The 17,752-nt window shown below is 62.0% G+C and carries 13 protein-coding genes; 9 read left to right on the top strand and 4 right to left on the bottom strand.

Going from position 1 to position 17,752, the window contains the following annotated elements; genetic code table 11:
- Positions 1 to 167: 167 nt before the first annotated feature.
- A complete protein-coding gene (locus tag G9X68_RS05475; RefSeq protein ID WP_171601573.1) occupies positions 168 to 2,699 on the top strand; it encodes a methyl-accepting chemotaxis protein in 2,532 nt (843 codons plus the stop codon).
- A gap of 243 nt (positions 2,700 to 2,942) precedes the next feature.
- A complete protein-coding gene (locus G9X68_RS05470; RefSeq protein WP_171601572.1) occupies positions 2,943 to 4,790 on the top strand; it encodes a methyl-accepting chemotaxis protein in 1,848 nt (615 codons plus the stop codon).
- Here G9X68_RS05470 and G9X68_RS05465 read toward each other — a convergent pair.
- A complete protein-coding gene (locus G9X68_RS05465; protein WP_171601571.1) occupies positions 4,763 to 4,999 on the bottom strand; it encodes a hypothetical protein in 237 nt (78 codons plus the stop codon). The two genes, G9X68_RS05470 and G9X68_RS05465, sit on opposite strands and share 28 nt — an antisense overlap.
- 90 nt (positions 5,000 to 5,089) lie before the next feature.
- On the opposite strand from G9X68_RS05465, the gene G9X68_RS05460 reads away from it, so the two are divergent.
- Positions 5,090 to 5,959: a LysR family transcriptional regulator gene (locus G9X68_RS05460; protein ID WP_171601570.1), complete on the top strand. Its 870-nt coding sequence runs from the start codon at positions 5,090 to 5,092 to the stop codon at positions 5,957 to 5,959.
- Between the two features lie 122 nt (positions 5,960 to 6,081).
- On the opposite strand, the gene G9X68_RS05455 is transcribed toward G9X68_RS05460, so the two are convergent.
- Positions 6,082 to 6,318: an SMc00767 family acetate metabolism repressor gene (locus tag G9X68_RS05455; RefSeq protein WP_018244855.1), complete on the bottom strand. Its 237-nt coding sequence runs from the start codon at positions 6,316 to 6,318 to the stop codon at positions 6,082 to 6,084.
- Between the two features lie 21 nt (positions 6,319 to 6,339).
- Positions 6,340 to 7,629 carry an isocitrate lyase gene (gene aceA, locus G9X68_RS05450; protein WP_171601569.1) on the bottom strand — a complete coding sequence of 430 codons (1,290 nt, stop codon included), beginning with the start codon at positions 7,627 to 7,629 and terminating at the stop codon, positions 6,340 to 6,342.
- Between the two features lie 189 nt (positions 7,630 to 7,818).
- Here aceA and G9X68_RS05445 point away from each other — a divergent pair, with 189 nt between their 5' ends.
- From G9X68_RS05445 to G9X68_RS05425, 5 genes are all read left to right on the top strand, one after another.
- Positions 7,819 to 9,228, top strand: coding sequence for a helix-turn-helix domain-containing protein (locus G9X68_RS05445; RefSeq protein ID WP_171601568.1), 1,410 nt, complete (start codon positions 7,819 to 7,821; stop codon positions 9,226 to 9,228).
- Positions 9,229 to 9,353: 125 nt separating this feature from the next.
- Positions 9,354 to 10,451, top strand: coding sequence for a polyamine ABC transporter substrate-binding protein (locus G9X68_RS05440; protein WP_171601567.1), 1,098 nt, complete (start codon positions 9,354 to 9,356; stop codon positions 10,449 to 10,451).
- An 89-nt stretch (positions 10,452 to 10,540) separates the two neighbouring features.
- Positions 10,541 to 11,683 carry an ABC transporter ATP-binding protein gene (locus tag G9X68_RS05435; RefSeq protein WP_171601566.1) on the top strand — a complete coding sequence of 381 codons (1,143 nt, stop codon included), beginning with the start codon at positions 10,541 to 10,543 and terminating at the stop codon, positions 11,681 to 11,683.
- Between the two features lie 4 nt (positions 11,684 to 11,687).
- The gene (locus G9X68_RS05430) at positions 11,688 to 12,599 is read left to right on the top strand and encodes an ABC transporter permease subunit (protein WP_171601565.1); all 912 of its coding nucleotides are present in this window, start codon (positions 11,688 to 11,690) and stop codon (positions 12,597 to 12,599) included.
- Between the two features lie 3 nt (positions 12,600 to 12,602).
- Positions 12,603 to 13,421, top strand: coding sequence for an ABC transporter permease (locus G9X68_RS05425; RefSeq protein WP_138334326.1), 819 nt, complete (start codon positions 12,603 to 12,605; stop codon positions 13,419 to 13,421).
- Between the two features lie 78 nt (positions 13,422 to 13,499).
- Here G9X68_RS05425 and G9X68_RS05420 read toward each other — a convergent pair whose 3' ends face one another.
- Positions 13,500 to 15,392, bottom strand: a complete 1,893-nt coding sequence (locus G9X68_RS05420; protein ID WP_171601564.1) for an AsmA family protein — start codon at positions 15,390 to 15,392, stop codon at positions 13,500 to 13,502.
- Positions 15,393 to 15,665: 273 nt separating this feature from the next.
- Here G9X68_RS05420 and G9X68_RS05415 point away from each other — a divergent pair, with 273 nt between their 5' ends.
- The gene (locus G9X68_RS05415) at positions 15,666 to 17,618 is read left to right on the top strand and encodes an acetoacetate--CoA ligase (protein WP_171601563.1); all 1,953 of its coding nucleotides are present in this window, start codon (positions 15,666 to 15,668) and stop codon (positions 17,616 to 17,618) included.
- Positions 17,619 to 17,752: the final 134 nt, after the last annotated feature.

Below are 17,752 nucleotides of genomic sequence, written 5' to 3'. Positions count from 1 at the left end.
TGCTCGCGAATATTTGGGCATCTCCAAGTTGTTTGGACGTGAATTGGCAATGACTGCCGCCTGGCCTCCGGGTTCCCCAATGTAAAATAAGAACAGCTCGATGTGCACCCGGCTGGCGCCATGTGGCCGCCTGCGGGAGGAGTGGTGTATGAAAGGCCCGGAACGCCATGTTGATTGACAAGATTCTTTCCCGCTTCAGGATCAAGACCAAGGTTCTGATCTTCGTTCTGCCTTTCGTCGTCACCATTTCGGCGGTGGGCCTGACGGGCCTCTATGCTTCCGGACTTCTGCAGGGCCGCATGGAAATATCCAACAGCGTGCTGCAGTCGCTGAGCGGCTTCAAGGATCTCTATGGCTCGATGGACGATTTCCTGCGCGTCACCAGCCCTGAGGCGCGCGACAAGCTGATTGCGGATCTGAAGACCCAGCAAGGCGTGCTCGACCAGACGCTGAGCCAGGTCGGTGACGAGGCCGCCGGTCGCGACAGCCTTGCGGAAGCATCGCGCCGCACCAAGGAAATTTCGGGCGTCGTCGACAAGCTCTGGGCGCTGCACGAGCAGGAGAAGGCATTGCATGAGCAGATCGACGCAGCGCAGAAGAGCGTGATCAGCACCCGTTTCACTGTGTCCTACCAGGCCGAGCAGTTGCAGAGCACCGTCCAGAGCGACGAGAGCGCCGCCACCAGCACCCTTCGCACCGCCGACCGCCTGCTGAAGGGCGGCGATTTCCTCGGCACTGTCGCCAGCGGCTTCAGCAAGCCGCAGACACCGCAGGACAAGATCGCCTTCATCAACGAACAGATGCCGGAGATCATCAAATCGCAGCGTCTGATCGCCATCTCGGTTCCGAGCAATCAGAAGAATGTCATCGACGCGCTGGCTGCGACCATCGACGGCATCAAGGCGATCGCCCAGACGCCCAATCCGACCGACGAGACCGCCACCGAACTCGGCCGTCTCATTTCGCGCTTCCGCCAGACCTCGACCTATACGCAGCTGACTGCAACGCAGAAGATGCGTGACGCGACCCAGGAATTCGCCGCGCTCGACGGCCGGATTGCCCAGGCCAACTCGGTCCTGCAGGATACGAGGCGTCTCGAAAATTCCGTCTATTCGCTTCAGATCGTTCTTTCCGACTTTCTCGCCGATTCCAGCAAGGAAAATCTCGTGCGCCTGCAGCAGCAGGCCGGCACGCTCGGTAAGGACATGCAGGTGCTGGTCACCAGCGCCAAGGGCATGGGTTTTGCCGAAGGCATATCCGGCGCGATCCAGCCGGCGCTGGATGTCATCTCCGGCGGCGGCTCGAAGATCGTCGACACGATCGGCGAGCGCGTCGCGGCCTATGCGGCGGCCCGCCAGGAACTCGACCAGATCTGGAAAAAGCTGACCGATTTCGCCGAGCTGCAGAAGCAGACGGCCGGTACCGAGCGCACCCAGGCAAACAGCATCTCCGTCATGACCACCGGTCTCGGCATCCTTCTGTCGATCCTCGGCGGCATTGCCCTGGTGCTGACGCTGCAGCGCCCGATCAGTCATATCACCGCCGCCATGCGCCGCATCGCCGAAGGAGCGCTGGATACCAGCATCTCCGGCGAGCAGCGCCACGATGAAATCGGCGACATGGCCCGCGCGCTCGGCATCTTCAAGGAGAATGCCATCTCGAAGATCCGCATCGAGGAACAGAGCGACGAGGAACGCGCCGCCGCCGAACACGAGCGTCAGCGCAACGACGCCGAAAAGCGCGAGATGGATCGTCAGATCGAATTCGCGGTCAACGCGCTCGCCGCCGGCCTCGAACGCATGTCGCAGGGCGATATCTCGACGACGATCGAAACGCCCTTCATCGGCCGTCTCGAACAGCTGCGTCAGGATTTCAACGGTTCGATGATGCGCCTGCAGGCGACGATGAGCCAGATCCGCGACAATGTCGAGCTGATCCAGGGCAACGGCAACCAGATGGCCCAGTCGGCCGAGGACCTCTCCAAGCGCACCGAACAGCAGGCAGCCTCGCTCGAAGAGACCGCGGCTGCCGTCGACCAGATTACCGTCACGGTCCGCTCGTCGGCTGAACGCGCCAAGGATGCGGACCAGATCGTCCGTCAGGCCAAGCGCAGCGCCGACGATTCCGCCGTCGTCGTCAGCAATGCGATCGACGCGATGAGCCGCATCGAAGGTGCCTCGCGCCAGATCGAGCAGATCATCGGCGTCATCGACGAGATCGCCTTCCAGACCAACCTCCTGGCGCTCAACGCCGGTATCGAGGCAGCGCGCGCCGGTGAAGCCGGCAAGGGCTTCGCGGTGGTCGCGATGGAGGTCCGCGAACTGGCCCAGCGCTCCGCCGCCGCGGCGCAGGAGATCAAGGGGCTGATCAACAAGTCGACCAACGAGGTCAATTCCGGCTCGCAGTTCGTCCAGGAGACCGGCACGGTGCTCGCCAAGATCAGCGCCCAGATCGTCACGATCAGCCAGCATGTCGAGATGATCGCCCGCGCCAGCCACGACCAGTCCAACGCGTTGCAGAGCGTCAACGCGACGGTCAACCAGATGGACCAGATGACCCAGCAGAACGCCGCCATGGTGGAGGAGACGACTGCCGCCAGCCGCGAACTGGCCGACGAGGCCGATTCGCTACGCAGGCTCATCCAGCAGTTCAAGATCGACGGCGAAGCCACCGGCGCGCCGGTCTACCGCGCCGCATGATCATCGACCGACCCGTCTTCATTCGAACGGCCCCGGACTTTCCGGGGCCATTCTTATTTCTAAAAAATTGCGCCGCGACTGAGAAGATTTGAGAGGTCGAATGCCGGGCGGTCTATCACGCCGGGATAATCGAAAAACGCCCGGGAATGAGGCGATGAATATCTCCAGCAGTCATGATTTGCGGAGAATTTTCCTTAACGCTTTTAGTCTAATTTAACCTTGGTCTATCTCCCGGGGGTCTCGATGCTGCGCCTTTTCTCTACGTCGATCGTACGCCAGATTGTTGCGATCACGCTGTTTCTGCTGGCGATCAGCACGGCCGCCATTGTCGGCGTGACCTATTACAATCTGAGCCACCATGTCATGGACGGGGCTGTCGCCGATGCGAAGGAAGCCACCCGCGTCATGGCCGTCCTCTACGGCGCGGCCGATCAGGCGGCAAAGATCGAGCTGAAGGACAACCAGCTCTCCGCTGTTACCGAAGACGCCATTCCGGCCCTTGCGGATCATTCGCTGGTCGACCGCACGGCGCAGTCGATCGCCGGTGTTGCGACCATCTTCCAAAAGCAGGGCAGCGACTACGTCCGCATATCCACAAACGTCAAGAAGGAAAACGGCGACCGCGCCGTCGGTACCAAGCTCGTCGCCGAACACCCCGCACAGCCGGTTCTCGCCAAGGGCGAGGCCTATTACGGCCCGGCGGTGCTTTTCGGCCGCCAGTTCATCACCGGTTACTTCCCCATCAAGAACGCGTCGAGCGCCAATGTCGGCATTCTCTTCATCGGCATTCCGATGGAGGTCTATTACCAGCGCCTGTATGAGCTGCAGATGCTGGTCCTCGGCGTCGGCGCCATCGTCATGCTGATCGTCGGTGTTGTCGCCTTCTATGCGATCCGCCTGTCGGTGAAGCCTTTGCAGGCGCTGACCGCGAGCGTTCACTCGATTTCCGCGGGCGATCTCGAAGGGGCGATCCCTTGTGTCGACAAGAAGAACGAGTTCGGCGATATCGGCCGGGCCTTGGCGCTTTTCAGCGACAGTGCCCGCGCAAGGCGCGACCTGGAAACCCAGGCCGCCGAACAGCGCGCCTTGAGCGATGCCGAACGGGCCAGGAACGATGCCGACAAGCGCTCGCTCGACGGCCAGATCGACTTTGCCGTCAACCAGCTGGCCGCTGGCCTCGGGCGCCTGTCGCAGGGCGATGTCTCGCAGACGATCGGCACGCCCTTCGTCGGCCGGCTGGAGCAGCTGCGCGTCGACTTCAACGCTTCCCTCCTGCGGCTCCAGGATACGCTGTCCGGTATCCGTGATAGCGCCTCGACGATCCAGCGCAACAGCGGCGCCGTCTCTGCCTCTGCCGGCGAGCTTTCGAAACGCACCGAGGCGCAGGCGGCCAACCTCGAGGAGACCGCAGCGGCGGTGGAAGAGATTACCGTGACGGTTCGTTCTTCCGCCGAGCGTGCCCGTGAAGCCAACAATGTCGTGGCTGCGACCAAGAAGACGGCCGACAATTCCGGCGCCGTCGTCGGCGATGCCGTCGCCGCCATGGATCGCATCGAGCAGGCCTCGCAGCGTATCGAGCAGATCATCGAGGTGATTGACGACATAGCCTTCCAGACCAATCTTCTGGCGCTGAATGCCGGCATCGAGGCGGCGCGCGCCGGCGAGGCGGGCAAGGGTTTTGCCGTCGTCGCCCAGGAAGTCCGCGAACTCGCCCAGCGCTCGGCCGACGCTGCGCGCGAGATCAAGTCGCTGATCGAGACATCGAGCCGCGAAGTGACGGCAGGGTCCGAACTGGTCCAAAAGACCGGCAGCGTCCTTGCCTCGATCAGCCAGGAGATCATCGCGATCAGCGGCCATGTCGAAACCATCGCCACCGCCAGCCGCGACCAGTCGGCCGCGCTGCAGGAGGTCAACGGTTCGGTCAACGCCATGGACCAGATGACCCAGAAGAACGCGGCGATGGTTGCCGAGACGACGCAGGCAAGCCGTCTGCTTGCCGGCGAGGCCGATACGCTGATGGCGCTGATCGAGCGGTTCCGCATCGTCGCAGAATCGGCACCGGCTCATCTCGGAGCAAGAAGAGTCGCCTGAACCGCGCAGCCGCAGCCACTGCGGGATTGCGCCGCGGTCTTGCGGCGCTTTCTGAGGTTGAGGTCGAGCGACGTCAGCCAGGCGGTAAAGCCAATGAGGCTATTGTTTCCGAACTCGGCATAGAATCTGTCCTCGTCCGCCTTTGAACCGCTTCGCTGGGGATAGTGCCGGTAGCCGATGGTGCCTGCGATGGTGAGCATGTCGATCATGACAATGTCCTTTCCTGTGTAAGACATCACCTGATCTAGGCGTCGAATTTCTCTTTATAAACGAGAAAAATCCCGCTATGTTTTTCATCAATGAAAAACGCGAGTTGGGATTCCTATCAGCTTTTCCTGCAGGTGGCCCGGCTCGGCGGGCTGACGGGGGCAAGCACCGCAAGCGGGCTCAGTCCTGCGACCGTCGGCCGGCGCATGCTCGATCTCGAGCAGGAGATTGGCCGCGCCTTGTTTTCGCGCAGCCAGACCGGATACCGTCTGACCCAGGATGGCCAGGCCCTGCTCGATCACCTGCAGGAAATGGAGGCCGCCGCCCGCAAGGTGGCGGCGTGGCGGCAATCCGGCGAGGGCGGCACGACCGTCAGGGTCGCCGCCGGCACCTGGCTCGCCTGGCTGCTGACCGAGAATTTCGCCGCAATCCGCATGCCGGGCGATGCCTTCGCTATTTCGCTCACCATCGGCGAGGCGCGGGCGAGCCTTGCATATCGTGAAAGCGATATCGGTATTCGCGCCTTCGAGCCTGAGGAAGCCAATCTTGCCGCACGTTTGCTCGGGGAGGTGGCCTATGCCGTCTATATCAGGCGCAACGCCGCCGAGACCGACGAACGCTGGATTGCCGTCGCTGAGGAAGAGGCGATATCGGCCTATCTGCGCTGGCCGCATACCCATGCCGGGACGGGGATCGTTGCCACGGTCAATCGGCCGCGCTCGCTGCCGGATCTGGTGCGCGCCGGCGCCGGCAAGACCGTACTTCCCTGTTTCGTCGGTGATCTCCATCCCGAACTGCAGCGGCAGGGCGGCGAGTTGCCGGAATTGCGCCACCGGCAATGGATCGTCATGAATGCCGAGGACCGCCACCGCCCGGAGATCCGGACGGTCGCCGACCGCATGACCAAGCTGATCAAAAGTTATGCCGATCTCTTCGCCGGAAAACGACCGAGCCGCGGCTAGAGCAGTTCAGCTTTTCACAGAAACGCAGAACCGCTCTAACCTTTTGTTTTCAGGCAATTCCGGACGGAAAACCGCTTCGCACTTTTCCTGGAATTGCTTTCGCGCGCCGCAGTCGGCTTTGGTCAATGCCGGTTGGTGACGACGATCGGGATCAGCAGGTCGCCCCAGTTGCCGTCGCCGCCATGATGACGGGCCGAGCGCACCAGTTCGACCGAGACGCCGGCCTCGACGGCTTTCATGACCGATTGGTTCAGCCGATGCAGGTCGTTGGCGAGCATGCGGATCGTCGTCTGCTGATCCTCGCTCATGCTGCTTGCCTGCTCCTCGGCCCGTTCCCGGACGCGTGTAATGGATGCCATGATCTTCTCCTCCTCTTCGAGTTATTCCGCAGCCGGCTTGAACTGCGCATGTTCAGTTGAATCGTGCATCGCCGTGGTCGAAGACCGGCCGCCGGTGATGGCGAGCGACACGGCGTCGAAATAGCCGGTGCCGACCTCGCGTTGATGTTTTGTGGCGGTATAGCCATTGACCTCGGCGGCGAATTCCGCCTGCTGCAGCTCGGAATAGGCCGACATCTGCCGCTGCTTGTAGCCGCGCGCCAGTTCGTACATGCCGTAATTCAGCTGGTGGAAGCCGGCGAGCGTGATGAACTGGAACTTGTAGCCCATCGCGCCGAGCTCGCGCTGGAACTTCGCGATTGTCGCTTCGTCGAGGTTCTTCTTCCAGTTGAACGAAGGCGAACAATTATAGGCGAGCAGCTTACCGGGATGGACCTTGTGCACGCCTTCGGCAAAGCGCCGCGCCTGATCGAGGTCCGGCTTCGAGGTCTCGCACCAGATGAGATCGCAGTGCGGCGCATAGGCGACGGCGCGCGCGATGCACGGCTCGATGCCGTTTCGCACCTGATAGAAACCTTCGACCGTGCGGCCGGCATCGTAGTCGACGAAGGGCTGGTCGCGCTCGTCGATGTCGGATGTCAGGAGCTTTGCTGCTTCCGCGTCTGTGCGGGCGATGACCAGCGTCGCAACGCCCATGACGTCGGCGGCAAGCCGGGCGGCGTCAAGATTGCGGATATGGGCCGCCGTCGGGATCAGCACCTTGCCGCCGAGATGGCCGCATTTCTTCTCCGAGGCGAGCTGGTCTTCGAAATGAACGCCGGCCGCACCGGCCTCGATATAGGCCTTCATGATCTCGAAGGCGTTGAGCGGCCCGCCAAAACCGGCTTCCGCATCGGCAACGATCGGCGCGAACCAGGTGTCGACGGAAAGTCCCTGGCCTTCCGAGGTCTCGATCTGATCGGCGCGCTGCAGCGTGCGGTTGATGCGTTTGGCCAGTTCCGGACCGGCATTGGCGGGATAGAGTGACTGGTCGGGATACATGGCGGACGCCGTATTGGCGTCGGCCGCCACCTGCCAGCCGGAGAGATAGATCGCCTTCAGTCCGGCGCGCACCATCTGCATTGCCTGGTTGCCGGACAGTGCGCCGAGCGCATTGACGAAATCCTCCTGATGCAGAAGCCGCCACAACCGGTCCGCCCCCATTTCTGCCAGCGTGTGGCGAAGCGCCACCGAGCCCCGCAGCCGCTGCACGTCATCGGCCGAGTAGGGTCTCTCGATGCCGTCGAAACGACCAGCCGATGTGTTGGGGACAAGTTTGTAAAAATCGGTCATGCTGCTCTCCTCACTAAAAGCCCGATAAAGGTGCTGCGTGACAAGATTGACAATATGACGCGCTTTGACCAGAAAAACCTTTGATTTGCTGGCGGGAAAGAGGTTAAGATGAGGATGATTGACAGAGCGGCGCTGTGAATTTGTAAAATTTTGTAAATATGAGCGCTCCTTCCTGTCAAAGGGTGTGACATGGCGGAACGAAAGATATTCGCAGGCCCAAAAGTCAGGCGCATCCGCAATGCGCTGGCGCTGACGCAGACCGCCATGGCCGAAGCGCTTGAAATATCGCCGTCCTACCTGAACCTGATCGAGCGCAACCAGCGGCCGTTGACGGTGCAGCTCCTTCTCAAGCTTGCAAGCGTCTACAGGGTCGATCTGGAAGAGTTGCGGGGACAGAGCGGCGGCAGTCTCGGCCAGCTCAAGGAGGTCTTTGCCGATCCGCTGCTGTCGGGCGAGCTGCCGGGTGATCAGGAATTGGTGGAGGTGGCCGAGGCAGCACCCAATGCCGCAAGCGGCATGATCAAGCTCTACCGCGCCTATCGCGAGCAGGCGGCAAGACTTTCCGATCTGACGGCGCTGATGGCCGCCGAAGGGCATGCGCCGGTCGCCGCCGGCCGGTTGCCGCTGGACGAGGTGCGCGAGATGCTGGAGCGCAGGTCCGGTTATTTCGGACGGATCGAGACGGCGGCAGAAGCCCTTGCCGCAACGCTCCCCGGCGGCCTCGATCTTGCCGCCGGGCTGAGGGACTGGTTGCGTTCCGAGCGCGGCATCGCGGTACGTGTCCTGCCCGTCCACGTCATGCCGGATCTGCGCCGCCGTTTCGATCGCCATTCGATGCGGCTTTTCGTCTCGGAGCGCCTATCACAAGCCGACCGGGCGCACGAGATCGCCGTCGAGGCCGCGACTCTCGCTTTGCTGCCGGCAATCGATGCCGAGCTCGACGATCTCTCGCTCTCCTCCGCCGAGGCACGCCGCATCGCCCGCTTTGAGCTTGCCCGCATCGCCGCACTAGCGCTGGCAATGCCCTACGAGGCCTTTCTTTCGGCGGCGAAGGCGACGCGCTACGATATTGATATTCTGCGTGCGCGTTTCGGCGTCTCCTTCGGCCAGGCGGCTGCGAGGCTTGCCATGCTGCAGCGCCCCGGGGCGGCCGCCATTCCCTTCTTCCTGATCGAGATCGATGCCGCCGGCCACCGCCTGCGCAGGGCCGGCGCCCAGGGCTTTCCGCAGGCCCGTTTCGGCGGCGGCTGTCCGAAGCTCAATATCCATGCCGCCTTCCTGCAGCCGGGCCAGATCCTCGCCGAAACGGTCGTCATGCCTGACGGCGCATCCTTTCTGACGGTCGCCCGCACCCTGGAGGGACCGAGCGTCGAATTCGGCGAACGGGTCAGGCGCACTGCGATCCTGATCGGCTGCGACGCTGCCCTTGGCGAGGGCGTGGTCTATGGGCAGGCGATGGCGCTCGAGCCGGTCGCGGTCGGTCCGGCCTGTCGCCTCTGCGAGCGGCGCGGCTGCCTTTCCCGCGCCGAGCCGCCGGTGACGAGACCGCTCGGGCTCGACGAGATGGTGGCAGGCCTCAGCGCCTTCGATTTCCAGTGATTGTGAAATCATTGAGGGCGCAGGATTTTACGCTTGTGGGCTGTGAAATTCCTTCTTAGTCTGCGGGCAAAACCAGAGGGAAAAGATGCCCCGGGTGCGGAATCTTTGAACAAACAGGAGAAGTCATGAGGTCAACCATTCTATGCGTGACGGCCGCCGCCGTTACCGCACTCCTTGCTGCCGCGCCGGCCTATGCGCAGGAGCGCGTGGTCAACGTCTACAACTGGTCGGATTATATCGACGACTCCATCCTGACCGACTTCACCAAGGAAACCGGCATCAAGGTCGTCTACGACACCTTCGATTCCAACGAGACCGTGGAAACCAAGCTGCTTGCCGGCGGCACGGGTTATGACGTCGTCGTTCCCACAGCCGACTTCCTTCAGCGTCAGATCCAGGCCGGCGTCTTCCAGAAGCTCGACAAGTCGAAACTGCCGAACCTTTCCAACATGTGGGATGTGATCCAGAAGCGCACAGCCGAATATGACGCGGGCAACGAACACGCGGTCGATTATATGTGGGGTACGGACGGCATCGGCTACAACGTCAAGAAGGTCGCTGAAATCCTCGGTCCCGATGTCAAGCCCGGCCTCGAAGTGATCTTCGATCCGAAGGTCGCCGAAAAGTTCAAGGATTGCGGCATCTACGTTCTCGACACGCCGAAGGACGTCATCTCCACGGCGTTCCGTTATCTCGGCCTCGACCCGAACTCCACAAACGCTGAGGATTTCAAGAAGGCCGAAGATCTGCTGACGGCCGTCCGCCCCAATATCCGCAAGTTCCACTCGTCCGAATACATCAATGCGCTTGCCAACGGCGACATCTGCATCGCCTTCGGCTATTCCGGCGACATGCTGCAGGCGCGCGACCGTGCGGCCGAAGCCAAGAACGGCGTCGAGGTCAATTATTCGATCCCCTCGCAGGGCGCCCAGATGTGGTTCGACATGATGGCTATCCCCGCCGATGCGCCCCATGTCGCGGAAGCCCACGAGTTCCTGAACTACATGATGAAGCCTGAGGTCATCGCCAAGGCGAGCGACCACACCTTCTACGCCAACGGCAACAAGGCTTCGCAGCAGTTCGTCAGCAAGGAGATTCTGGAAGACCCGGCGATCTATCCGACCGAGGAGGTGATGAAGAACCTCTTCACGGTCAAGCCGTGGGATCCGAAAACGCAGCGTCTGGGGACGCGCCTCTGGACGAAGGTCGTCACCGGCCAGTAATTCAGCCTTAGGCCCGGACGGAAACGTCCGGGCCTTTCAATTACCGGCCGGGGTGGAGGCCGGCAGAACCTTGTATTTCGGGGAATAATATGAAGTCTCTCGGCAATATCCGCCGCGCTTTTGCGCCTTGGACCGATCCGTCTGCAAAACCCTTCATTGCTTTCAAGAATGTCACCAAGCGCTTTGGCGATTTTACCGCCGTCGACGATCTGTCGCTGAACATCTATCACCGCGAGTTCTTCGCGCTGCTCGGAGCGTCGGGTTGCGGCAAGTCGACGCTGCTGCGCATGCTCGCCGGTTTCGAGCAGCCGACCTCGGGCGAAATCGTTCTCGACGGCACCGACATGGCCGGCACCCCGCCCTACAGACGGCCGGTCAACATGATGTTCCAGTCCTATGCGCTTTTCCCGCACATGACGGTCGAGAAGAATATCGCCTTCGGCCTGAGGCAGGACGGCATGTCGAAGGACGAGATGGCCGAGCGTGTCTCGCAGATGCTGAAGCTGGTCAAGCTGGAGCAGTTCGCCTCCCGCAAGCCGAACCAGCTTTCCGGCGGCCAGCGCCAGCGCGTGGCGCTCGCCCGCTCGCTTGCCAAGCGCCCGAAAGTGCTGCTGCTCGACGAACCGCTCGGCGCGCTCGACAAGAAGCTGCGCGAGGAAACCCAGTTCGAGCTGATGGACCTGCAGCAGAACCTCGGCCTCACCTTCGTCGTCGTCACCCATGACCAGGAAGAGGCGATGACCATGGCCGACCGGATCGCCGTCATGAGCCACGGCAAGGTCGTGCAGGTAGCGACGCCGGCGGAGATCTACGAGGCGCCGAATTCCCGCTTCGTCGCGGATTTCATCGGCGACGTGAACATCTTCGACGGCAAGGTCGCCTCATCGGGCAACGGCACCATCGAGATCGCCATCGACAGCGGCTTCAGCGTGCGCGTCGCCGCTGCCGAAACGCCCTCGGCCGGCAGCGCCGTCGGCTTCGCCATCCGGCCGGAAAAGATGCGGGTCGAGCGTACGCCTCCCGCCAACGCTTCGGTCAACGCCGCGAGAGGCGAACTCTGGGATATCGCCTATCTCGGCGACATGACCGTCTTCCATGTGAAATTGCAGAGCGGCACTATCGTCAAGGCCTCGTCCCTCAATGCGCAGCGCTCCGTCGACGACCCCTTCACCTACGATCAGGAAGTCTGGGTCTCTTTCGATGAGAACGCCGGCATTCTGCTGAAGGATTGACGTCATGGGCAAGCTCACCTCCGGCCTCTACAATCGCCTCGTCATTGCCATCCCCTATACTTGGCTGCTGCTCTTCTTCCTGGCGCCCTTCTTTATCGTTTTCCGCATTTCGCTGTCGACGACGGCGATCGCCATGCCGCCTTACGAGCCGGTCTTCTCGCTTGCCGACGGTTGGGCCGGGCTCTGGAGCAAGATCGGAGAGCTCTCCTTCGACAATTACAGCTACCTCACCGAGGACTCGCTCTATTTCAATGCCTATGTCTCGAGCGTGGTGATTGCCGGGATCTCCACCTTCCTCACACTGCTGATCGCCTATCCGATTGCCTATGGCATGGCACAGGCGCCGCGCACCATCCGCCCGACGCTGGTGATGCTGGTCATCCTGCCGTTCTGGACAAGCTTCCTGATACGCGTTTATTCCTGGATCGCGATCCTGAAGCCGGAAGGGCTTTTCAACCAGCTTCTCCTGTCGCTGCACATCATCGACAGCCCGCTGATCATCCTCAACACCAATACCGCCGTCTATATCGGCATCGTCTATTCCTATCTGCCCTTCATGGTGCTGCCGCTCTATTCGGCTCTGGAAAAGATGGACGGTACGCTCATCGAGGCGGCGCAGGATCTCGGCTGCACGCCGATCCAGGCCTTCTGGCGCGTCACCTTTCCGCTGTCGATCCCCGGCGTGGTCGCGGGCTGCATGCTGGTCTTCATCCCCGCCGTCGGTGAATTCGTCATTCCCGACCTGCTCGGCGGTTCGCAGACGCTGATGATCGGCAAGACGCTCTGGAACGAATTCAACGCCAACCGCGATTGGCCGGTTTCCTCGGCGGTCGCAACGATCCTGCTGATGATCCTGGTGATCCCGATCGTCTTCTTCCAGAACGCCCAGGCCAAAGCCGAAGAGCGGGGGAAATAAGTCATGCTGAGATGGACCCGTTTCAACATCATCTCCGTCACGCTCGGCTTTGCCTTTCTCTACCTGCCGATCGTGCTGCTGGTGATCTTCTCCTTCAACGAATCGAAGCTCGTCACCGTCTGGGGCGGCTTCTCCACCAAGTGGTATGTCTCGCTGCTCTCGAACCAGGGCCTGCTCGACGCCGCCTGGGTGACGATCCGTGTCGGCCTGCTGTCGGCAACGGCCGCAACCATCCTCGGCACGATGGCGGCGCTGACGCTGGTGCGCTACACGCGCTTTCGTGGCCGCATGCTGTTTTCGGGCATGATCTACGCGCCGCTCGTCATGCCTGACGTCATCACCGGCCTGTCGCTGCTGCTGCTCTTCGTCGCGATCGGTTTCGACCGCGGCTTCTGGACGATCACGCTCGCGCATACGACGCTGACCATGTGCTTCGTCGCCGTCGTCGTGCAGTCGCGCCTGTTGAGCTTCGATCAATCGATCGAGGAAGCGGCGCAGGATCTCGGCGCGCCGCCGGTGCGGACTTTCTTCGAGATCACCCTGCCGATCATCGCGCCGGCTGTGCTCTCCGGCTGGATCCTTGCCTTCACCCTGTCGCTCGACGATCTGGTGATCGCCAGTTTCACGTCGGGGCCGGGCGCCACCACGCTGCCGATGAGGATCTACAGTCAGGTGCGCCTCGGTGTGACGCCGGAAATCAATGCGGTGTGCACGATCCTGATCGCGATCGTGACCGTTGGTGTCATCTGCGCCTCGATCGTCACCAAGCGCCGTGAAATCCAGCGCCAGCGGGACGAGCGTGCGGCAGCCGCCGGCGCCTGATGCCGTGCGACGCGCTTTAGGTCTTATTTTTGCGCATGTCGTTATCGCAAAACCGCGCACACTTTTGCGCGACATGCTCTATTGCGCCTGAGGCGTATTGCCGAAAAGCGGAACCGGCGAGATCACCGGGTTCGGCCATGAGCCGCCGATGAAGAACGGCAGAAGCGGCAGTTCCGCTGCCTTGGCCGGATCGGTCGCCGCCAGCGATCCGGATAGCGCCAGCCCGTTCGACTGATAGGTGATGACGCCGGAAAGCGTCAGCGTCTGTGTGACGCCGGCAATGCGGGCGTCGTGCATTTCGGCAGAGCCGTTGGCGAAATCGGCCTGAAGGTTGAGCTGGTTGAAGGCGAAGGCGCCGCCTGCTGCCGCGCTCAGCGGAAAGAACGGTTTTTCGGCCGCCTGCGTCCGGACTGCTGCAGCATCGATGCCGGGAATCGTGCCTTCCCTGGTCCAGAAGTGCAGCCTGCCGGTGACGTCGGCAAGGCCGGTCGTCCAGATCGCCTTCGGCGACTGCAGGTCGAGATCGAGCGATCCGGTCGCAAGCGGCAGCGGACCCTTCAGCTGCAGGCGCTCGGCAAGGGCTGCGAAATCGGCATTGCGGATCGACAGCTGCAGCTTGCCGCCGCCGTCGAAGTCGCGCTGCGTCGCTTCCAGATGCGCGGTCATTTCACCGCCTTCGAACTGGCTGTCGCCAATATCGAATTTCGCCTCGCCGCCGGCAACGATCATGCTGGCGCCGACATCGGAAAGCTCGAAGAGACCCATCTGCGCGCGCCGTGCCGAAAGCCTGACGTCGACATCCAGCACCCGCAGCGGTCCGCTGATGCCGGCGGAGATTTCCTCCGCCTCGCCGGCTGCGAGCCTGAGCGCGAAGGCATCGAGGAAAGGCTTGAGGTTCATCTGGTCGAAGGCGAGCGTGCCGCCGATTTTCGGTCGTTTGCCGGGTTGGGTGAAAAGGTCCATCACCCCGGTGGCGCTCGCTTCGTTCAGCGAGAGGCTGAGATTGTTGAAACGCAGCCCGTTGCCCGACGACATGATATCGGATTCCAGCGAGGCGCTCTTCAGCGTTGCGATGCCGGGGATCGATTTGCCCGACCATGTCAGAAGTGCGGGCACATCGGGAATGCTGGCGGTGATATTGCCGGAAAAGGCCGAAAGGCTGGCGATGCTGGCAATGCCCTGGAAGTGCGCGGTCAAAAGGTTTGATGTGAGCGACGTCCGTGTCTCGGCATTCCTGCCGGCAAAGGCGAGCAGCGGCTGGCGCGAGGCGAAATCGACCTTCAGGTCCTCGCCGTTGATGCGGGCGATGACCACTGCCGAGATCGCGCCGGATAGTCTCGGCCAAGCGATATCGGCGGTGACGCTGTCGAAATGATAGGTCGTGGCGGACTTGATGTCGGTGACCACAAGCGTGCCGTCCTCGACGGTCACCGCGCCGATCTCGGCATCGAGATCGGGATCGAGCACCTCAGCTCCGTTTTCGTAACGTACGCCGCTGATCGCGCGTGCGAGCAGGCCGGCATAACTCCAGTCGATCAGCCCTTTTTCGTCGCGCGTCAGCGCCAGCTTGGGGCGCACCAGGTGGAACTCGTGGAAACTCGTCCGGCCTCTCAACGCGTCGATGAGGCTGAAATCGGCCGACAGGCTTTCAATGCTGCCGAGCAGCTTGTCGCCGCTTTCGCGCGGTTGGCGGATGGTGATCTGGTTCAGCGTGATGCGTGGCGTCGGCCAGAATTCGAGAACCGGACTACCCTTGATCTCGGCATGGTAGCCCGTCCATTTCGACAGCGTGTCCTCGATGCCGGAGCGCACAAAGCCGGTCGAGATGAGATAGGGGGCGGCAACCCTGAGCGCCACGAAAAGCGCCAGCGCGATCAGCAGGAATACCGTCGACAGGCGGGCGAAGGCCGGAAGCCAGCGCGAAACGGGTCCGATCTTCCTGCGCCACCTGCGATGTCTTGACGTGCTCATGATCTCCGCCGGCAAATTCAGCCGGTCATCCCGTTATGCGCTGATTTCGCCGGATATAGGAAATATCAGGCATATGCAAATCCCTACAGCGCCGCGCGTCTTTTCAGACGCGCCAAGGACGACGTAGCACTTCAATAAAATAGTTAGAGCATGATGTTGTCCGAAAACCGCCCACACTTTTCGGCATCATGCTCGAGGCGACGGATCGCGTCGGTTCCACACTTTATAATGCAATGCAGCATGTTATAAAGACGCTATTGGGGAGGAGATTGAATGCGCGATACCAGACCACTTTGGGTGCCCTCGGAGAATGCGGTAGCAAGAAGCCCGATCCATGCCTTCATGGAGCGCTGCAATGCCGATTTCGGGCTTTCTCTTTCCCGCTTTGAGGATCTGCATGCATGGTCGGTGGCCGAGCGGGAGAGTTTCTGGTCGACCGTCTGGGATTTCTGCGGCGTCAAGGGAGAGCGTGGCGCCAAGGTGCTTGCCAATGGCGACCGCATGCTGGAAGCCCGCTTCTTTCCCGATGCGACGCTGAACTTCGCCGAAAACCTGCTGCCCCGCCGCGGTGAGGGCGATGCCATCATCTTCCGCGGCGAGGACAAGGCCGAGGACCGCTGGTCGTGGGACCGGTTGCACGTGCTGGTCTCGAAGCTGCAGCAGGCCTTTGCAGCACTCGGCATCGGCAAGGGCGACCGCATCGCCGCTATGATGCCGAACATGCCGGAGACCGTCGCGGCCATGCTCGCCGCCGCCTCGATCGGCGCCATCTGGTCGTCCTGTTCGCCTGATTTCGGCGAGCAGGGTGTGCTCGACCGCTTCGGCCAGATCGAGCCAAGGCTGTTCATCGCCTGTGATGCCTATTGGTATTCCGGCAAGCTGCAGGATGTCGGCGCCAAGGTCGCCACGGTTGCAAAAAGCCTGGGTGTCCCGACGGTCATCGTCCATTACGCCGGCGATGCGGAGGCCGTGGCGCGCCAGACGCCGGGGGCTTTAACGCTCGAGGCCTTTGTCGCGCCCTATGAGGCAAGGGAGGTCGAGTTCACCCGGCTTGGCTTTTCCCACCCGCTCTACATCCTCTTTTCGTCGGGCACGACAGGCGTGCCGAAATGCATCGTGCATTCGGCCGGCGGAACGCTGCTGCAGCACCTCAAGGAGCAGCGGCTGCATTGCGGCCTGCAGGCGGGCGAGAAGCTGTTCTATTTCACCACCTGTGGCTGGATGATGTGGAACTGGCTGGTCAGCGGTCTTGCCAGCGGCGCAACGCTCTGCCTGTTCGACGGTTCGCCCTTCGCCCCCGATGGCAACGTGCTGTTCGACTATGCCGAGGCGGAAAAATTCGCCATCTTCGGCACCTCGGCGAAATATATCGACGCGGTGCGCAAGGGTGGGCTGACGCCGCGCGTCAGCCACGATCTCTCCAGCCTGCGGCTGATGACCTCCACCGGCTCGCCGCTGTCGCCGGAAGGGTTCACCTTCGTCTATGAGGGTATCAAGGAAGACGTACAGCTCGCCTCGATCTCAGGCGGCACCGATATCGTCTCCTGCTTCGTGCTCGGTAATCCGCTGCAGCCGGTCTGGCGCGGCGAGATCCAGGGACCTGGCCTCGGCCTTGCGGTCGACGTCTGGAACGATGACGGCAAGCCGGTGCGCGGGGAGAAGGGTGAACTGGTTTGCACCAAGGCCTTCCCCTCGATGCCGGTGATGTTCTGGAACGACCCCGATGGCGCCAAATATCGCGCCGCCTATTTCGACCGGTTCGACAATGTCTGGTGCCACGGCGATTTCGCCGAATGGACGGAGCATGGCGGTTTGATCATCCACGGCCGCTCGGATGCGACGCTCAATCCTGGTGGTGTGCGCATCGGCACGGCCGAGATTTACAATCAGGTGGAGCAGATGGAGGAGGTGGCCGAGGCGCTGTGCATCGGCCAGGACTGGGACGACGACGTGCGCGTCATCCTCTTCGTCCGCCTTGCCCCCGCCGTGACGTTGACCGAGGATCTCGTCAAGGCGATCAAGGCCCGCATCCGCACCGGCGCCTCGCCGCGGCACGTGCCGGCGAAGATCATCGCGGTTGCCGATATTCCCCGCACCAAATCCGGCAAGATCGTCGAGCTTGCCGTGCGCGAGGTCGTTCACGGCCGGCCGGTGAAAAACCAGGAAGCGCTTGCCAATCCAGAGGCTCTAAGACTCTTCGCCGGGCTAAGCGAGCTGAAGGATTGATAGTACTCTTAAGCTAGAAGCTTTCACCATCTATCAATCTTCTGTCATGGAAACCTTTCGTTAAGAAAGGTTTGTCAAATGTAAAGCTAACTTGGGGCCGCACATGAACGAGGCGGCTGGAGCCTTCGGGCTTA

The sequence above is a fragment of the Rhizobium changzhiense genome (assembly GCF_013087625.1).
GTDB lineage: Bacteria > Pseudomonadota > Alphaproteobacteria > Rhizobiales > Rhizobiaceae > Rhizobium > Rhizobium sophorae.
Note: the sequence above shows the minus strand (reverse complement) of the source record. Positions and strands in the feature narration are given on the sequence as shown.

Coding starts and splice junctions, on each gene's coding strand:
- G9X68_RS05445 (WP_171601568.1), top strand. CDS start 7,819: ATGGCGGAACGAAAGATATTCGCAGGCCCAAAAGTCAGGCGCATCCGC.
- G9X68_RS05460 (WP_171601570.1), top strand. CDS start 5,090: ATGAAAAACGCGAGTTGGGATTCCTATCAGCTTTTCCTGCAGGTGGCC.
- G9X68_RS05420 (WP_171601564.1), bottom strand. CDS start 15,392: ATGAGCACGTCAAGACATCGCAGGTGGCGCAGGAAGATCGGACCCGTT.
- G9X68_RS05435 (WP_171601566.1), top strand. CDS start 10,541: ATGAAGTCTCTCGGCAATATCCGCCGCGCTTTTGCGCCTTGGACCGAT.
- aceA (WP_171601569.1), bottom strand. CDS start 7,629: ATGACCGATTTTTACAAACTTGTCCCCAACACATCGGCTGGTCGTTTC.
- G9X68_RS05470 (WP_171601572.1), top strand. CDS start 2,943: ATGCTGCGCCTTTTCTCTACGTCGATCGTACGCCAGATTGTTGCGATC.
- G9X68_RS05455 (WP_018244855.1), bottom strand. CDS start 6,318: ATGGCATCCATTACACGCGTCCGGGAACGGGCCGAGGAGCAGGCAAGC.
- G9X68_RS05465 (WP_171601571.1), bottom strand. CDS start 4,999: ATGATCGACATGCTCACCATCGCAGGCACCATCGGCTACCGGCACTAT.
- G9X68_RS05475 (WP_171601573.1), top strand. CDS start 168: ATGTTGATTGACAAGATTCTTTCCCGCTTCAGGATCAAGACCAAGGTT.
- G9X68_RS05415 (WP_171601563.1), top strand. CDS start 15,666: ATGCGCGATACCAGACCACTTTGGGTGCCCTCGGAGAATGCGGTAGCA.
- G9X68_RS05425 (WP_138334326.1), top strand. CDS start 12,603: ATGCTGAGATGGACCCGTTTCAACATCATCTCCGTCACGCTCGGCTTT.
- G9X68_RS05430 (WP_171601565.1), top strand. CDS start 11,688: ATGGGCAAGCTCACCTCCGGCCTCTACAATCGCCTCGTCATTGCCATC.
- G9X68_RS05440 (WP_171601567.1), top strand. CDS start 9,354: ATGAGGTCAACCATTCTATGCGTGACGGCCGCCGCCGTTACCGCACTC.